Annotated in this window: 14 protein-coding genes; 8 read left to right on the forward strand and 6 right to left on the reverse strand. The window is 40.4% G+C overall.

Annotated features, from left to right (window positions below; translation table 11 throughout):
- Window positions 1-34 precede the first annotated feature (34 nt).
- The 3 genes from HGJ91_RS00545 (at window position 35) to HGJ91_RS00555 (ending at window position 3593) form a co-directional block, all read left to right on the forward strand.
- A complete protein-coding gene (locus HGJ91_RS00545; protein WP_291345727.1) occupies window positions 35-2320 on the forward strand; it encodes a cysteine synthase in 2286 nt (761 codons plus the stop codon).
- Complete coding sequence (locus HGJ91_RS00550) at window positions 2317-3291, forward strand: hypothetical protein (RefSeq protein WP_291345728.1); 975 nt, start codon at window positions 2317-2319, stop codon at window positions 3289-3291. The genes HGJ91_RS00545 and HGJ91_RS00550 overlap by 4 nt, the downstream gene beginning before the upstream one ends.
- A 113-nt stretch (window positions 3292-3404) precedes the next feature.
- On the forward strand, window positions 3405-3593 hold the full coding sequence (locus HGJ91_RS00555) for a 4Fe-4S binding protein (protein ID WP_291345729.1): 189 nt from the start codon (window positions 3405-3407) through the stop codon (window positions 3591-3593).
- 90 nt (window positions 3594-3683) lie between these two features.
- On the opposite strand, the gene HGJ91_RS00560 is transcribed toward HGJ91_RS00555, so the two are convergent.
- Window positions 3684-4571 carry a DMT family transporter gene (locus tag HGJ91_RS00560; protein ID WP_291345730.1) on the reverse strand — a complete coding sequence of 296 codons (888 nt, stop codon included), beginning with the start codon at window positions 4569-4571 and terminating at the stop codon, window positions 3684-3686.
- A 485-nt stretch (window positions 4572-5056) separates the two neighbouring features.
- On the opposite strand from HGJ91_RS00560, the gene HGJ91_RS00565 reads away from it, so the two are divergent.
- Window positions 5057-5791, forward strand: a complete 735-nt coding sequence (locus HGJ91_RS00565) for a thioesterase family protein (RefSeq protein ID WP_291345731.1) — start codon at window positions 5057-5059, stop codon at window positions 5789-5791.
- Window positions 5792-5795: 4 nt separating this feature from the next.
- On the forward strand, window positions 5796-8435 hold the full coding sequence (locus HGJ91_RS00570) for an HD domain-containing phosphohydrolase (protein WP_291345732.1): 2640 nt from the start codon (window positions 5796-5798) through the stop codon (window positions 8433-8435).
- A gap of 70 nt (window positions 8436-8505) precedes the next feature.
- Here the strand turns inward: HGJ91_RS00570 and HGJ91_RS00575 are convergent, their stop codons facing one another.
- Window positions 8506-9534 carry a LysM peptidoglycan-binding domain-containing protein gene (locus HGJ91_RS00575; RefSeq protein ID WP_291345733.1) on the reverse strand — a complete coding sequence of 343 codons (1029 nt, stop codon included), beginning with the start codon at window positions 9532-9534 and terminating at the stop codon, window positions 8506-8508.
- 115 nt (window positions 9535-9649) lie between these two features.
- Between HGJ91_RS00575 and HGJ91_RS00580 the strand changes: the two genes are divergently transcribed.
- From HGJ91_RS00580 to rsgA, 3 genes are all read left to right on the forward strand, one after another.
- Window positions 9650-10207 (forward strand): HD domain-containing protein, encoded by a 558-nt coding sequence (locus tag HGJ91_RS00580; protein ID WP_291345734.1) that lies wholly within the window; start codon window positions 9650-9652, stop codon window positions 10205-10207.
- A gap of 520 nt (window positions 10208-10727) precedes the next feature.
- Window positions 10728-11228 carry a GFA family protein gene (locus tag HGJ91_RS00585; protein ID WP_291345735.1) on the forward strand — a complete coding sequence of 167 codons (501 nt, stop codon included), beginning with the start codon at window positions 10728-10730 and terminating at the stop codon, window positions 11226-11228.
- 126 nt (window positions 11229-11354) lie between these two features.
- Window positions 11355-12374, forward strand: coding sequence for a ribosome small subunit-dependent GTPase A (gene rsgA, locus HGJ91_RS00590; protein WP_291345736.1), 1020 nt, complete (start codon window positions 11355-11357; stop codon window positions 12372-12374).
- 576 nt (window positions 12375-12950) lie between these two features.
- Here the strand turns inward: rsgA and HGJ91_RS00595 are convergent.
- The 4 genes from HGJ91_RS00595 to dnaX are packed head-to-tail and all read right to left on the reverse strand — an operon-like array spanning window position 12951 to window position 15988.
- A complete protein-coding gene (locus HGJ91_RS00595; protein ID WP_291345737.1) occupies window positions 12951-13376 on the reverse strand; it encodes a YkgJ family cysteine cluster protein in 426 nt (141 codons plus the stop codon).
- Window positions 13366-13965, reverse strand: a complete 600-nt coding sequence (gene recR / locus HGJ91_RS00600; RefSeq protein ID WP_291345738.1) for a recombination mediator RecR — start codon at window positions 13963-13965, stop codon at window positions 13366-13368. Before recR ends, HGJ91_RS00595 begins: the two co-directional genes overlap by 11 nt.
- 5 nt (window positions 13966-13970) lie before the next feature.
- Entirely contained in the window at window positions 13971-14279 is a 309-nt protein-coding gene (locus tag HGJ91_RS00605; protein ID WP_291345739.1) for a YbaB/EbfC family nucleoid-associated protein, read from the reverse strand.
- A gap of 17 nt (window positions 14280-14296) precedes the next feature.
- Complete coding sequence (gene dnaX / locus HGJ91_RS00610) at window positions 14297-15988, reverse strand: DNA polymerase III subunit gamma/tau (RefSeq protein ID WP_291345740.1); 1692 nt, start codon at window positions 15986-15988, stop codon at window positions 14297-14299.
- Window positions 15989-16012: the final 24 nt, after the last annotated feature.

The raw sequence follows: 16012 nt of genomic DNA on the forward strand, positions 1-16012 counted from the left end.
TGGATAGGCCAGGATGGTAAAGGGCAAATAAAAAATGACATTTTCAATTATAGATTCCATTGGCAACACCCCTATTGTTGAGATAAAAAAAATGAACCCTGTAAAAGGGGTTAAAATTTTTGCTAAACTTGAATATATGAACCCCGGCGGCTCTGTTAAAGACCGGGCTGCGCTCTATATGATCAACGCGGCAGAAGAATCCGGTGAATTGACCAAAGACAAAATCGTTATCGAAGCGACCAGCGGGAATACGGGTATTGGCCTTGCCATGATTTGTGCGGTCAAAGGATACAAAATTGCGCTTACCATGGCTGAAAATGCAAGTGAAGAGCGGAAAAGTATTCTGCGCGCAAGAGGTGCTCAGATCATTTTAACCCCCAGACGTCTGGGGTCTGATGGTGCCATTGAGGAAGCATACAGGCTTGCCAGGGAAAATCCGGATAAGTATTTTCTTGCCGATCAGTATAATAACGAAGCCAATTGGAAAGCCCATTATTATACCACGGGGCCTGAAATTATTGATCAGACCAATGGAAAGGTTTCTTGTGTTGTCGCAGCCATTGGAACGAGTGGGACGCTTATGGGGCTTTCCAGAAGGTTGAAAGAGCATAATAAGGATATCAGGATTGTATGTGTCGAGCCGTATCTCGGGCATAAGATCCAGGGGTTGAAGAATATGAAGGAATCTTATACCCCTGAGATCATGGAGAAAAGTCGTCTTGATGAAATAATTAATATTGATGATGATACCGCTTTTGATGCTGCCCGCAGCTTAGCGGTAAAAGAAGGACTGTTTGTCGGGATGAGCAGTGGTGCAGCCATGGCTGCTGCCATTGAGGAAGCCAAAAAAGTTAAAAAAGGAGTTATTGTGGTCATCTTCCCGGACAACGGGGAACGGTATTTGTCCACCAGCCTTTTTTCTGTGGAAAAACATATTGCTTTGTCACTTTTTAATACACTTTCAAAAACCAAGGTGCCATTTGAACTGCTTGAAAAAGAAAAAGTATCTGTATACACCTGCGGACCGACTGTTCATGGAAGACTCAATATAGGGCAGCTTAGAAGGTATGTATTTACAGATTTGCTCATCAGATACATCGAGCACCACAATATTGCTGTCAATCATGTGGTCAATATCACAGACTATGATGACAAGACCATCCAGGGGTCGCAGCAGGCAGGGAAGACACTTTCCGAGTTTACACAAACCCACATAGATTTTTTCAAAAGTGATCTTGAAAAATTGAATATCAGGCAAGCTGATGCATATCCCAAAGTATCAGATCATTTTGATGAAATGATTGATGTGGCAAGACAGCTGCAATCAAATCAGCATGCCTATGAAAAACTGCATTCTCTTTATTTTGATATTGAAAGCCAGCCCGAGTATGGCGATTTTTCAAGTACCAATCTTGATAAGATAAGACTAGGCGCAACAGTGGATCTTGACGAGTATGAAAAGCGTAACCCAAAGGATTTTACATTGTTAAAACGGGTTCGCCTTTCAGAACTCAAAAGAGGCATAGGGGTTAAGACCCAATGGGGCAATGTACGTCCCTCTCTTCATTTGCAGTGTGCCGCCATTGCCATGAAGTTTTTGGGAGAAAGTTTTGATATTCAAACCGGCAGCCGGGAACTGATATTCCCGCATCATGAAAACGAAGTTGCCATTGCAAGAGCTGCAAAAGGGGCAACCCTTGCAAGGTATTGGCTGCATTGTAATCCGGTTCGCTATGACGGTTCTTTAGGGGCTCCGGGCATTGAAACGCTGATCCTTGAAGCCCTTGTCAACCAGGGGTGGGAGCTTAATACTATTCGATTCTGGCTGATTTCCAATCATTACAGAAAAACCCTGCTGCTGTCAGAACAATCCCTGAAACAAGCGCAATATACATTGGATAAAATTAACCGGTGTCTTGCCACCTTGAGTATCATTAAAGAAGGAAAGGAGTTTGAAGGGATTGATCAATTTATATATGATATAAAATTGGCTTTTCTTCAATCCATGGAAGATGATTTAAGGATTTCAGGTGTTATTTCTTCTTTGCTGGCAAATGTGAAAACCATCAACAGGCTGATCAATCAAAATGGAATCAATCCGGAAGGTGCCCAAAAACTTGTGGATTGTTTTAAAGACATTGATTCTGTTCTTAAAATTTTTAGCTTTGCTAAAAAAAAGGAATACTCGGATGAAATTCAAGATCTTATAAGGGAACGTGAACGCGCAAGAGAGCAAAAAGACTGGAAACAGGCTGATAAGGTTCGGGAACGATTAACAACTTTGGGCATCAGCGTTCATGATAAAAAGGCAAAACCATGACAAATCAATTCTTATTTTTTCCCTTCACCCATATTACCCGGAACCAGTTAAACACGGTTTTAGCTTTTTTCCCATCATTTCAATATTTACCCGGCCTTGTGGATTTTAAGCATCATCAAGCGTTGCAGGAATTATTTGAACAGGGGAAAATCCGTCCTTTATTTTCATCACCTGAGGAGCTTGTAACGGTTGAACAAAAAGTCGGACAATATTTGGAATGGGTCCAGATCCATAAGGGGAATGAACACAGTCTCAAATCACTTTTAAAAGACAATCCTTATTTTACAAATGATACAGATGTGACAGTGATTAAATCACAGATCAAAGGGATTAAAGAAGACAAAGGAGGCGACACCGCTTTTTTACCAGATGAACCAGCCCTGCAGCGCAATTTATTGTTTTTAAAGATGGCTCAATTGTGTGATGAGCAAAACGAACGCATTGATTTGGAGTTAAAAGACCTGGATACAAGTCGTGATACGCTTATTTCAACCTTGCGCGGCTCAGAGAGCCCCTTAAGTGATGGCAAAGACAGAAAAACAGAGGGCTATAAAGATTTGGGACTTATGATGACCCGCGAGCGGATTTATGCCTGGTCAGGATGTATGGTTCAAAAGGGGGCATTGAAACAAGAAGAGGGGCGGCAGCCTCTATTCATCACTACCAGTGAGGCGGTATTTGATTATCTTGAGTCGAATTGCCAAGATGTTGTAAATGCCCTTGACATTGATAAGATAAAAGTGCATGAAAATGAATGTGAAAATAAAGGCGAATGGCAACATCATTTTTGTGACTATTTGATGCGTGCAATTCAAGGAAATGGAATCCGGAAAAATGATATACCAGAAGTGAATGACAGGTGTTCGCTTTCAGGGAAAATCAAATTGAGCTTTTTTTCCGGGAAGGATATAAACAAGCTCTTTAATTGTTCAGACAAACAAGTCTTTGTATGTCTGATCAAATTAAAGTGATAAAAAACTTGATTTTAATCAATATCATGTTATAAAAGTTTTTTTTATACAGATTATATTTAAAAAATGAATTTATAATATAATAATGTTAATTTTTTAAGGAGGCTATTAAAATGGCATTTAATCCAATTGTTGACCCAGAAAAATGTGTGGGTTGCGAAGAATGTGTAGATGTATGTCCAGTGGAAGTGTTTGAAATGGAAGATGACAAATCTGTTCCGGTCAATGCTGAAGAATGCATGGGCTGCGAAAGCTGCGTGGAAGTTTGTGAAGAAGATGCTATTGTGATTGAAGAAGACTAAACAATACATCTTACAATAGGTAAAAATGCCGGGCATGTTTTGCATCGCCCGGCATTTTTTTATTATACCAGCTTTGTTCCCAAAGGCGCATTAATTTTTATTATTTTTTAAGGTGACAGCATTGGTCAGGTATACGCCTGCAATGACAAATACCGCTCCCAAAACTAAAGAAAAAGTTAGCGATTCTTTTAAAATAAAAAAGGAAAGAATAATAGCACTGATGGGGACAAAGTTAATGAAAATACCGGCTTTCATCGGGCCGATTTTTTTGATTCCTTCATAATACCAGAGAAAGCCAAGCACAGTTCCGAAAAAACCAAGGTAAAAAAGGCTTGCCCATTCAACAGGTTTATAGGAGGCCATATTTAAAAAGACACCTTTAAAAAGGGCAGGGAAAAACAATAGCAGAGTTCCAGCAATGGATGAATAACAGACAGATACAATGGGGGATAAATCATTCATGGCTTTTTTTCCCAAAATTGAATAGGCAACCCAGCTTGCAACACATCCAAAGATGAGGAGCTCTCCTTTTCCAATCCCCAGTGTTAATATAGTAAAAAGGCTTCCATTTGAAATAACAATTAAAGCGCCTGTGACTGACAGACAAAGCCCGATCACTTTCAGGAAGTTAAGTTTTTCCCTAAAAAAGATAACAGAACAAAGGCTGATAAAAATAGGATTGCCGGCAACAATCAAAGACGCTTGGTTGGCCTGGATATGGTTGAGGCCTGAGAAAAAAAACAGGTTATAGGAAAAGATACCTGTAAGGCCCAGTAAAAATACAATAAATATTTTATCAGGGGCAAGCCTGGGAAGGTGTCCTTCGATTTTTACGGTCAGAAAGACGAGAAAAAATGATGCGATAAAAAATCGTATGAAAGCAGCTGAGAAGGGGTCTATATTGTGAGAGATTATTTTTCCCGCAATAAAGGTTCCTCCCCAGAAAACCGCAGCAAGTATCAATTTGAAATATATCAAACACTTTCCTTTAAAATAAAAAGAATTTTTGTATTTGCACAGACAAAAGGTTAAATGTCAAGCAAAAGAGAAGTAAAAATCAAGATAATGGGTACATTTTTCTGGAAGGCCCAGGCGTCTCATTCAGATCAAGGAAAAATAGGAATATTCCGGAATATTCCGAAAAAAGGCTTGACAAATCGAATTTATCCAAATAAACATGGATTAAAAGGGAAAAAGGAAATTAATCCCATGTTGAATGCTCAAAAAAGATATTTTCGACGTTTCCATATCATATCAGACTTGATATGTTCAGCTATTCCATGTTATCTTCTCGTCTTATTAGTTTTATCAAGCAATACTGACCGTTTTTCTTTTTCATTTCTACCTGAGCTAATGATGGGAAATTGTTTTTATAAGACTTTCAGAAGTGTTTTATATAAGGAATGGGTCCCTGTTTTTTGAAACTAATTTTACTGATTTTTTTATTTGGAGTGTAATGTGAAATGACGGAAAAGACAAAAGAAAGAGCCCCGCGCGTTCAAAAAAAAATTAAAGCGTTACTGAACAATGGGACAGGAATCATTGAAAATATTTCCGCCTCGGGCGGTTTTTTGAAAATGAAAAGCGATATTCCCACAGAGCCCTTTCACCTTGAATTAAAAATCAGTGAGTTCAAAAAAATAAAACTGGAATGCGAACCCCAGTGGCATAACAGCGCAGGCATCGGGTTCAGGGTTCTCGATGTTGAAGAGGCCGAGGAAGACCTGTTCACCCGGTATGTGGAAAATCAGATTCAGGCATTAAAGGTTTATGGCGCAGATAGAGTGTTTAAAGTTGAAATTGTGGTCACCTTAAAAAATACTAATGTATTCGGGAATGTATATTTCAGTAATTTCATTGAATACCAGGGTATTGTCAGGGAAAAATTTTTAATGGCCACTGTTCCGGATCTGCACAAACTGATGGCAAACCGCAGCATCCGCCTGGTGACGGTGGACACTTACAACCGGTTTGTCAGTAATGCCTATTTTGGGGATACTCTGGTAGTGGAACTGACCACCTCGGAGATAAAGGCTGCCACCTGCAGGCTGGATATTATATTCAAAAATAAGGAAACCGGCGCACTGATCGGTGAAGGGTATCAAAGAGTCTGCATGGTCAGTGAAAAAGGCAAAGTCATGAGAATCCCTGAAAATTTTTTAACCCCCTTGAATTTTTATCATGAAATAAAGGGATAAGGTTATGCCATATCTGAGTGCTGTTCTACCTCTGTTTGCAGCCATTGTGTCCCTGTGCCTGGGGGTTACGGTCTATTTCCTGGCACGGGGTCAAATCCGCAGGATCTTTTTACGGTTCTGTTTTATCACCTTTTACTGGCAGTTTTCATGGGTGATTCTTTTTTTGTCCCACAACAGTGAATATGCGGGCCTGATATGTAAAATCGGATACTCAGGCATTATTTTTCTGCCCCTGAGCTGTTATGAAACTGTAGCCCATTACCTGAAGATCTCCAAAAAAGATGTTGTCATTCTTTACTTTGTCTGTTTTGGATTTTTGTTCAGCCTGTGGAAAACCGACCTGTTTATACAAGGGACCCACCTTTACTGGTTCGGCTATTATCCAAAGGCAAACATCCTCCATGTGGGACATCTTTTGATGATTGCCTACCTGCTTAGCAAAAGTACCTATACCTTGATCCGCTTTCACAGGGAGGAAACCAACCCTGTCCGAAAGCTCCAGCTGAAATTCTTTCTTCTTTCCACTATAGTCTTTTCCGCCTCAGGTATTGATTATCTTTTAAATTATCCGACTCTGGTTGAGAAAATTGGTCTTCAGATATATCCTATCGGGGTCTTTTTCATCAACTTTTCTATTTTCATCTTTGTTTTGTCTCATTTTATGACCCTTAACCTGACCCTTGAAAAGCGTGTAGCTGAACAAACCCAGGAGTTGAAAAATTCCGTTGATGCATTGGAAAGGGCTGCCAGTGTCAAAAAAGATTTTATTGCCAATGTCACCCATGAATTGAGGACCCCGCTTACTCTGATCCGGGGGTGGACCGATTATATGCTTGAGGGAGAAGCCGGTGACCTTCCGACCAAATTCTCGGGTATCATGGGAAAAATCGGGGTACAGACCCTTTCTTTGACCCATAAAATCAATGCACTGCTCAAGATTTCAAAATTTGATGCCGGCATGGATAAGCTTGCCCTGAGTCGGATCAATATTGACACCTGTATTTTTCAGATCGTGTCCAGTTTCAGGGGATTGACAGAGGCAAGCCTGGTTGATCTTACCTATCATTCCAAGTCAAGTACTCAGGAACTTTTCATTGACCGGGAAAAACTCACGGATATCTTAAACAATCTGATCCGGAATGCCTATAAATTCACCGAAATGGGCGAGATATCCGTGATATTGAAAGACACTGACGATTACATCTGTATCGAGGTGAAGGATACAGGGGTGGGCATGTCTTCTGAGGTCGTGGAAACCATTTTTAACCGGTTTCAGCAGGGGGACAGTTCAAAAACAAGGATGTATGAAGGCACAGGACTGGGACTTGCTATTGTCAAAGAATCCATTGAAAGGATGTATGGCAGGATATCGGTCACCAGTGTTGAAGATGAAGGCACCTGTTTTATCCTGGAATTGCCCCGGGACCTTGAAGAAAAGGAGCCTGGCTCCATTATTGATAGACGGAAAGCCGAACGGCGGGGAGAAAACATTGTTTTTCTCCATCCGGAACGGCGGGGAAAATATCGGCGGGATGATGATCTGGCACGGATTGAGACCAATGATATTGTCCGGGTTGACCTAGTGGAAAACAGCCGCTTCACCCAGGGAAATGTCGAGATAATTGAGGCAAAAAACCCTAAAGGTACCATTGTCATTGCCGAAGACACTCCCGGGATCCTGGACTTTTTAAGCCGGGCACTAGAGGGGTATACTCAGTATCTGACCGTAAACGGCAAGGAGGCATGGACCACCGTCAAAAAGGTAATGCCGGACCTTGTAGTCTCGGATATCATGATGCCCGAGATGGACGGATTTTCCCTCTTGCAGCATATCAGAAGCCGCAAACAGACCACCAGTATCCCGGTTATCATCATTACCTCGCTTTCGGAACAGGAAGACCGCATTAAATCTCTGCAATTAGGGGCAGATGATTTTCTGACAAAACCCTTTCATCACCTGGAACTCCAGGCTCGGGTCAAGAATGTGATCAGTCTTCACAAGCTTGAACGGGAAAAAACAAGACGGGAGCAATTGGAGGTTTTTTTAATGGTGCTTGCATCGGCCATTGAATCCAAGGACCCATATACCGGGGGGCATGTAGAACGGGTGGCAAATTATTCCAGGGATCTTGCCCAAAAAATTGGCCTCGCCTCATACCGGATCAATGAAATTTATATGGGGGCCATTGTCCATGATGTGGGAAAAATCGGAATAAAGGACGTGATACTCAACAAACCCGGGAAGCTGACAGACGAGGAATTTGACCAGGTCAAGGAGCATCCCCTGATCGGAAAGAATATATTGTCCAAACTTGAAATCGCCCCGGTAGCCGTTAATATCGCTTATTACCATCAGGAGAAATGGAATGGTACCGGTTACCCCACCGGCACCAAGGGGAAAACCATCCCCCTGGAGGCCAGGATTGTCGCCATTGCTGATTGCTGGGATGCCATCACATCGGACCGCCCCTATCGAAAGGCAATGCCCCTTCCCAAAGCCATTCAGGTAATGAAATCGGAACGGGGGAAAGCCCTTGATCCGGAATTGCTTGATCTGTTTATAAGTGAGGAATACAAGATATACCTCAATTATATCCCGGAAGAGCGGCTGGCTGAACTACACTCCAAAAGAACGGCTGGCTGAACCGGGGGGCTGAAAGTCATCTTTGAGTCCAGTGCAGTAATCAGGAAAATTGGTGGTTTTTGGCCGGGTATTAATTTACCATATCATCCGGATGAATGGCATACTTTGAAGACAGAATCATTACGGTGGATGCGATATCCTCAGTATGAAGCACAATCAATTTTCCGGATTCCGGATTTTCTATCTTAATAGACCCTTCTTTTTTCGCCGGCCAGACGGTATGCTTTTTGGTCTCATTTTTTTGAAAAATCGAGTATATCTGTCCGGGTTTGACGGTGGCTTTGCCCGTATCGATAAAAGCGATCCGATAGTCATTAATCATGATATTATTATCTTCGGAACAGATAATTCTTGCCTCAATGGGATCAGGATTGTCTTCAACCGTTAAAATTGCGTCCCGCTTATAGTATTCCATAATCAAGTCACCTTTATACACAGCTCTATAGGCGTTGGTGATTAATGCTTTTACATAAGTCACTTTATGGTCAAGTATTTTGACCTGTGCTTTGATCAAATGTTTTATCCCGTCAAATGGTTGACCATGGATTTTTTCTTTTACATTAGAGGTCGTAAAAATGTGATAGACTCTGCCGGGGACAAGCGTCCCTTCCCCTGAGGGTTTTATATAAATAATATCATTGGCTGACATCATAAGATTGCCGTCTTGTTCCTTGATGATGGATCCAAGGGATGTCTGTGCTTTTTTTTTAAGAAACCCGACATGATCCATTTTGGAAAAAGAAAAAGAGGTTTCAACCTTAACAGGAACAACCTTTTTTTCAGGTTTTTGGACTTTCACAATCTTGGGTTTAAGAGCGGCTTTTTTCTTTAAAAAGATCTGTATTTTTTTCCCGGGATATATCCAGTGGGGATTTTTAATATCATCATTCATTTCCCAAAGTCCTGGCCAGTCCCACTGGGAATTATAGAATTTTTCAGATAAATCCCACAAAGTATCCCCTTTTTTTATGGTATAGTAAAACCCTGAGTCTTGTCCCGGGATAAAGCCTTTATCACTTTGAGCAAGCCCTGTTGAGCAAAAAGCAAATCCCCAAAAAGTTAAAACAAATATTGCTGTCATTGTTTTTTGACCTTGCATCTTTTCCTCCTGATTTGCTTTGAATTGTTCTTGAATTCTTGACTTTATTTAAACTATAGTTTTATAAAAAGTCAAGAATTGTTGCGATATTGTTGCGATTATCATAGGAATTGGAATGGAAATGAAACAAATTGCCAACCTGCTGTTTGAGGTGAGAATATTAAAGGACATCGTTAGATCAGGGTATGCGTTTCTAGGGTCGGGAAAAGAGAGTGTTGCCGAACACAGTTTTATGACAGCCTTTATTTGCTTTGCCATGGCCAGAATAGATCAGGATATTAATAGTGAGAAACTGGTGACCATGGCCTTGGTTCATGATATTGCCGAGGCAAGAACAGGGGATTTTAACTATGTAGAAAAAAAATATTCAATAGTTGATGAGGCCAAAGCAATTTCCCATCTGACAAAGCACCTTTCTTTTGGCGATGATATTAAAAATCTTCTAGATGAGTTTAATTCGGGGGAGACAAAAGAAGCAAAACTCGTTAATGATGCAGATCAGATATCTTTTATCCTTGAATTAAAAAAATTGGATGATACCGGAGCAAAAGGCCCTGAAAAATGGTTACCTGTTATTCTTAAAAGACTTAAAACAGAGACTGGCAAACAGATAGCCCAAAGTATCATGGAGACCAGTTGGGATGAATGGTGGATGAACGATTACTCTGAATAAAACACAGATTGATTAAATCCACTTTTTTCAGTGCAGGCCGGGGCATAGGTTACGATGAATCCGATTGATTTTCTTACAGGCTCTAAACTCCGTTGCGCTAACCGCCAAAACTCGCTTCGCTCAAACACTTGGCGGTCTTAACGCTCCACTGCGTTAAGACCCTGTACAGAAGGCCAATCAACGATTCCCTGCAACCCATACCCCGACCTCCTCGGGAAGATTCAGGCTTCGATATATAACTTTGTTTATTTTTTCCGGGTGACCCCTGGGGTTGTATATCTCCAATAAAGAACATTCCAGCAGGTTCTACCTGAATCAATTATATTTTTACCTAAGTTGATTTATTGAAACTTCTTTACAGGTATTAAAAATATTGATACACAATTTTTAAACTAAATTTAATATTAATCTAATCGCATATTATTCAAATTTTCATGATATGTGTTTTACTATCAATATATTGAATGATATACGGACAACCGGATAATTACTTGTTCCAGGCCAAATATGAGTGTACAATATGATTCAAAAGAAAAATGAATTCGGCCCTGATTATTCTTCTGTTGAGGATGACACGTTTAAAACCAAATACCGGGCAAGCTGCTACTGCAAGACAATCCAATACGAAGTGTGTTCGGATCCTGTGGATGCAAAGATATGCCATTGTCTGGTCTGCAAAAAACTGCACGGTGCCCCCATGCAGTGGGCAGCCATATTCCACAAGCATGACGTAAGGATAACCACCGGTATAGATCACCTGCATTTTTACAACAGCGAGTGTAACAAACACGAACGCATTCTTCCCTGCAAAGTCAGCTGCGATATATGCGGGACCCTGATTGCCGACGAAGGGCGTAGAATGTGGCTTGCCTTTCCATCTCTTTTTGATTTTGTGCTGGATAAGAAAATTCCGAATAGCTTCAGGCCCAGTTGTCATATATTCTACAGTATGCGGGTGTTCGATATGAACGATGATTTACCCAAGTGGTCAGGTCATAAAAATAATTCAGAACGGTTGTAATTGACACACGAAAAGAATATGCATAGCAAAAAAAGTTTGAGGATCTCAAAATAATACATGGATATGATTTCAAATAGAATAGAAACACTTGGTTTTGAAAAACGGTTCCTGGAAAATATCGATCCAGTGGATTTGAATAAATTCGATATTGCCAGGGTGATGGCTGTTCATAAGGACAGCTATATCATAAATAATGGCAAGAACGATGTGTTTGCTGAACTGATTGGGAAAATGGTTTTTAGCGCAGATTCTTCGATTGACTATCCCGCTGTAGGGGATTGGGTTTTGGCCACTTTCTTTGATAAAAATACCTTTTCAATCATTCACAATATATTGCCAAGAAAATCACTGCTCAAAAGGAAAACACCTGGAAAGAAAATTGCTTTTCAATTGATTGCAGCCAATATTGATGTTGCATTTATTGTCCAGTCCATGGATGCAGATTTTAATCTCAGAAGACTTGAACGGTATTTAGTCATGGTTAAAGAAAGTAATATCAAGCCAGTTGTATTACTGAGCAAAAGTGATCTTATCGATGCAGAAGGCATTGCAAACAGAGTCGCAGAAATCCATGGGATAATGCCGCTTTTGGATGTGAAGCCATTTAGTAATGAAAATGAGTCTGGTTTGAATAAAATAAAGGCCCTTTTGGTTCCCGGGCAAACATATTGTTTGCTGGGGTCTTCTGGTGTGGGTAAAACAACCTTATTAAACAATCTTATCGGAGAATCTGTATTTACAACAAAGACCGTTCGAGAAAAGGACAGCAAGGGGCGGCATGCCACAACTTCTCGACAATTGATAACATTAGATTGCAAAGCAATGGTGATAGACACGCCTGGAATGAGAGAACTCGGTAATTTCTCTGTAGAAATAGGCATTGATGAAATATTTTCAGAAATTATAGAGTTGTCAAAACAATGTCAATTCAATGATTGTAACCATGCTAATGAAAAAGGATGTGCAGTTATTGAAGCAGTAAAAAAGGGACAAGTTTCAGAAAAAAGATATCAAAATTATATAAAAATGAAAAAAGAATCAGCTTATTATGAGATGTCCTATTTAGAGAAAAAACAAAAAGATAAACAATTCGGGAAATTATGTAAAACTGTAATGAAACACAAGAGAAATCGGGAAAATAAATAATATTCTTAACAATCAAAATGCTGACGGGCGAGCCGCAGATTTTGAAACGTTCTCGGCGGCTCCGCCGCCGAGAATGCGGTGCTGACTACGTCCAGCACCGCATTAAAATTCAACTTTATTTTCTGACAATCTTAATCAAACCCATTCTTTCATATTCAACTTTTTAATATATAGAAATCCCAAACGATAGTTAATGACTAAGGATTAATATTGAGGTTTTTTTATATTTGCCAAATAGAACATTTATCAAAGGGTATTGCAGGTTCCACGAAAGCAAGGGCGGCAAGACCCGGTGGTTCCCTTAGTGCAGGTCTGATCACCTTGCAACGAACGGATTGTCTGGGATTTTTGTAAAAGTTTAACCTGAAGGTCACACGCAAAAGGCCTGGAATGTTAAAACGGCGGACTGTTTGAGGACATGCCTGCCCGCAGTTTCCGCTGTTAAATAAAAGGCCTTTTGAAACTTTAAAAAATCGTTCAGGCACCAGAGAGTGTAAGGTGAGCAGCCTGGAACGGGTATGGATAGAAGGTAGAGGGTCTTTTTGTTTTATATCCGGTTGTTTTATATCCGGGGTGCTAAGTTCGTGAGGATTTATCCAGGCCTTCTTTTTCCATGGCAACAATTTTTTGAAGGTCCTTATAGGGAATATCCTTTTTCATGCCAGGACAGGAGTTGGCCATGGCATCCCAGTTTTCAGGATACTTGATGATCGTTTGGATGAAAGGCCAAGCTTTGCACATATAGGGCTTTACCGGATGGATGGTACAGTGTTTGTTTTTGTCAAAGAAGATACAGCATCCGTCTTTACCAAGTGTTAAAACATACCTTGACCCTGACGTGTCACAATATCGACCAATAAATTTTTTGGGATCAAAATTAATATATATCGAGATATTAATGATATCCTGTCTGGTAACATAGGTGCCGCCAAACCCGTTGCAGCAGTCGCCGCACAGCTGACATTCAAAAATATCATCACAGGTCTTAAACTCAGAATCCATATCTTTTTTCCATTGCTTTTTGCATGGTCAACTGGTCAATATACTGCAAATCACTCCCCATGGGGATACCGGAAGCAATCCTTGTGATCCTGATCTTTGTTTTTTTAAGTTTTTCAAGGATATAGGAAGCTGTGGCTTCTCCTTCAACATTGGTTTTAGTGGCAAGGATGATTTCTTTTATTTTTTCAGGGTCCGCCCTTTTAAACAACTCCTTTATCCTGATGTCATCCGGGCCTATGCCGTCAATGGGAGAAAGTGCCCCTCCCAGTATGTGGTAGGTCCCGGAAAATGCATTTGATTTTTCTATGGCAGCCATATCGGTCGGGTTTTCCACAACACAAATCAGGCTTTTATCCCTCAGTGGATCAGAGCATATCCTGCACTTGTCTTTATCGCTTAAGGCAAAGCAGACCGTACATAGCCGAATGCTGTTTTTCAGTTCAATAATGTCTGCAGCCAAAGTCACTGCTTCATGATTCGGAGCATGAAGAATGTGGAGTGCAAGCCTTTCCGCCGTCTTTTTTCCAATACCCGGAAGTTTTGACAGGCTGTTGATCAGTTTTAAAATTGGGTCAGGATAATACTTCATATTTTTTAAAGACCGGGAATATTGAGTCCGCCGGTCAGTTTTCCCATTTCAGAGGACACCATTTCCTGGGATTTATTCAAAGCATCATTGACTGCTGCTAATACAAGATCCTGAAGCATTTCAATGTCTTCGGGATCAACCACTTCTTTTTCAAGAACAATGGATTCAATTTTCTGAGCGCCATTGGCAATCACTTTTACCATTCCGCCGCCACTGGATGCTTCAACCGTTTTTGTGGCAAGCTCAGCTTGAGTTTTCAGCATTTTTTTCTGAAGATTTTGGGCTTGTTTCATCATTGAATTCATATTTTTCATGATCCATTACTCCTATATTAATTGATTATCTCGCCGTTAAATATTTTTTGGGCTTCAACAACCAGCGGGTGGTTGAAGCTTGCTTGTTTGGCTTTCATTTCATTTTTTTTTTTATTGTTTCGGGTTAAATTATTATTTTCGGAAAGTATTTTGATGATCAGGGATTTATCAAGGAATTCTTTGCAGATTTTTTGCAGTTCATGCTTTTTTCTTTCAAGCCTTGTTTTATCAAAAGACGAACCATTCTTCAATTCAACGATAATTTCACTGGTTTTGGTTTGAGTTACCTTCCCTTTTGAAAGAAGGGCAAACATAAAGGGAAGTGTTTGTTCTATTTTGTTTAAAAATTCTTTCCAGGTTCTTTTTGTGCGACTTTTATTGGGTTCCGGTGACGGTTCTAAGTTTGCATCATACCCGGGGGTTGGCACAGGTTCCCTGACTGCCTGAATATCAGTATCTTTAGCTGGATAGCCTTTTGCAGCAGGTTTTTGTGCCGGTTCAAATTTGTGTTGCAAGGGTGAAAGTTCTGAAGCTGCCCGATTTGGATCTATTGGGTTTAAATTTATCTGCTTTGCAAGAATATCAAGCTGACTAATAATTTTATCGATTTGTGCGCCAGGGTTTACTTGAAGCAATTTTAACAGGACCATTTCAATAGCGGTTTTGGTATGTGATGAATATTTGACAATGGATTCCTCATCCAAAAGGATTTGTAAAATGGTGTTGATAAAACCGCTGGACAGAACAGAAACTATTTGAAAAATTTTTTCTTTTTCAGAATCTGTAATATTGACAGCCGGGCTGTCCTTGCCGCAGATTTTAATGACATTCATGTTTCTGAAATGGGAAAGAATATCAGAATAAAATTTTTTCAGATCAATTCCTGAGTTGTTTACTTCTTCTATAATATCAATGAGCCGGGCACCATCGTTTTTAAAGATTGCTGCTGATATATCATGCATGATCTGCCGGTCGAGGATACCAAGACTGTCCAGCACACGGGTATGTTCAATCTCTTTGGTGTTGGCTGAGGATAATACCCTGTCAAGAAGGCTTAAAGCATCTCTTATAGAGCCGTCGGCCTCTTGGGCAATCAGGTCAAGGCTCTGCTTTTTAATACTGAACCCTTCATTTTTGCAAAGATGCTGCAAATGGCTTGAAATCATTTCCAAAGAAATTCTGCCAAGGTCATGGCGTTGACATCTGGACAGGATAGTTGCCGGGATTTTGTGTGCTTCGGTGGTGGCAAAGATGAACATGACATGTTCAGGGGGTTCTTCAAGGGTTTTAAGCAGCGCATTAAATGCAGCAGTAGACAACATATGGACTTCATCGATAATATATATTTTATACTTTGCCGATGAAGGCATATAGGTGACATTTTCCCTTAAATCCCGGATTTGATCCACGCTGTTGTTGGAAGCTCCGTCGATTTCAAAAACATCTGTACAATGCCCTTCAATAATATCCGTGCAAATTTTACAATTGTTGCAAGGTTGAGAAGTTGGGCCTTCTTTGCAATTCATTGCCTTGGCTAAGATCCGTGCAAGAGTCGTTTTTCCAGTGCCCCTGGGCCCTGTGAAAAGAATGGCATGGGCAACCCTGTCCTTCGAGATTGCATTGGAAAGGGTGGTGGTAACGTGGCTTTGCCCGACAACTTTGTCAAATGTCTGGGGCCTATATTTCAGTGCTAATACTTGATATGACATCTTATCTTAATATGACCGGTTATG

The organism is Desulfobacula sp., assembly GCF_014237455.1.
Lineage (GTDB): Bacteria > Desulfobacterota > Desulfobacteria > Desulfobacterales > Desulfobacteraceae > Desulfobacula.

Coding starts and splice junctions, on each gene's coding strand:
- HGJ91_RS00605 (WP_291345739.1), bottom strand. CDS start 14,279: ATGAAAAATATGAATTCAATGATGAAACAAGCCCAAAATCTTCAGAAA.
- HGJ91_RS00585 (WP_291345735.1), top strand. CDS start 10,728: ATGATTCAAAAGAAAAATGAATTCGGCCCTGATTATTCTTCTGTTGAG.
- HGJ91_RS00545 (WP_291345727.1), top strand. CDS start 35: ATGACATTTTCAATTATAGATTCCATTGGCAACACCCCTATTGTTGAG.
- HGJ91_RS00565 (WP_291345731.1), top strand. CDS start 5,057: ATGACGGAAAAGACAAAAGAAAGAGCCCCGCGCGTTCAAAAAAAAATT.
- HGJ91_RS00550 (WP_291345728.1), top strand. CDS start 2,317: ATGACAAATCAATTCTTATTTTTTCCCTTCACCCATATTACCCGGAAC.
- HGJ91_RS00570 (WP_291345732.1), top strand. CDS start 5,796: ATGCCATATCTGAGTGCTGTTCTACCTCTGTTTGCAGCCATTGTGTCC.
- HGJ91_RS00595 (WP_291345737.1), bottom strand. CDS start 13,376: ATGGATTCTGAGTTTAAGACCTGTGATGATATTTTTGAATGTCAGCTG.
- HGJ91_RS00555 (WP_291345729.1), top strand. CDS start 3,405: ATGGCATTTAATCCAATTGTTGACCCAGAAAAATGTGTGGGTTGCGAA.
- recR (WP_291345738.1), bottom strand. CDS start 13,965: ATGAAGTATTATCCTGACCCAATTTTAAAACTGATCAACAGCCTGTCA.
- HGJ91_RS00580 (WP_291345734.1), top strand. CDS start 9,650: ATGGAAATGAAACAAATTGCCAACCTGCTGTTTGAGGTGAGAATATTA.
- HGJ91_RS00575 (WP_291345733.1), bottom strand. CDS start 9,534: ATGCAAGGTCAAAAAACAATGACAGCAATATTTGTTTTAACTTTTTGG.
- dnaX (WP_291345740.1), bottom strand. CDS start 15,988: ATGTCATATCAAGTATTAGCACTGAAATATAGGCCCCAGACATTTGAC.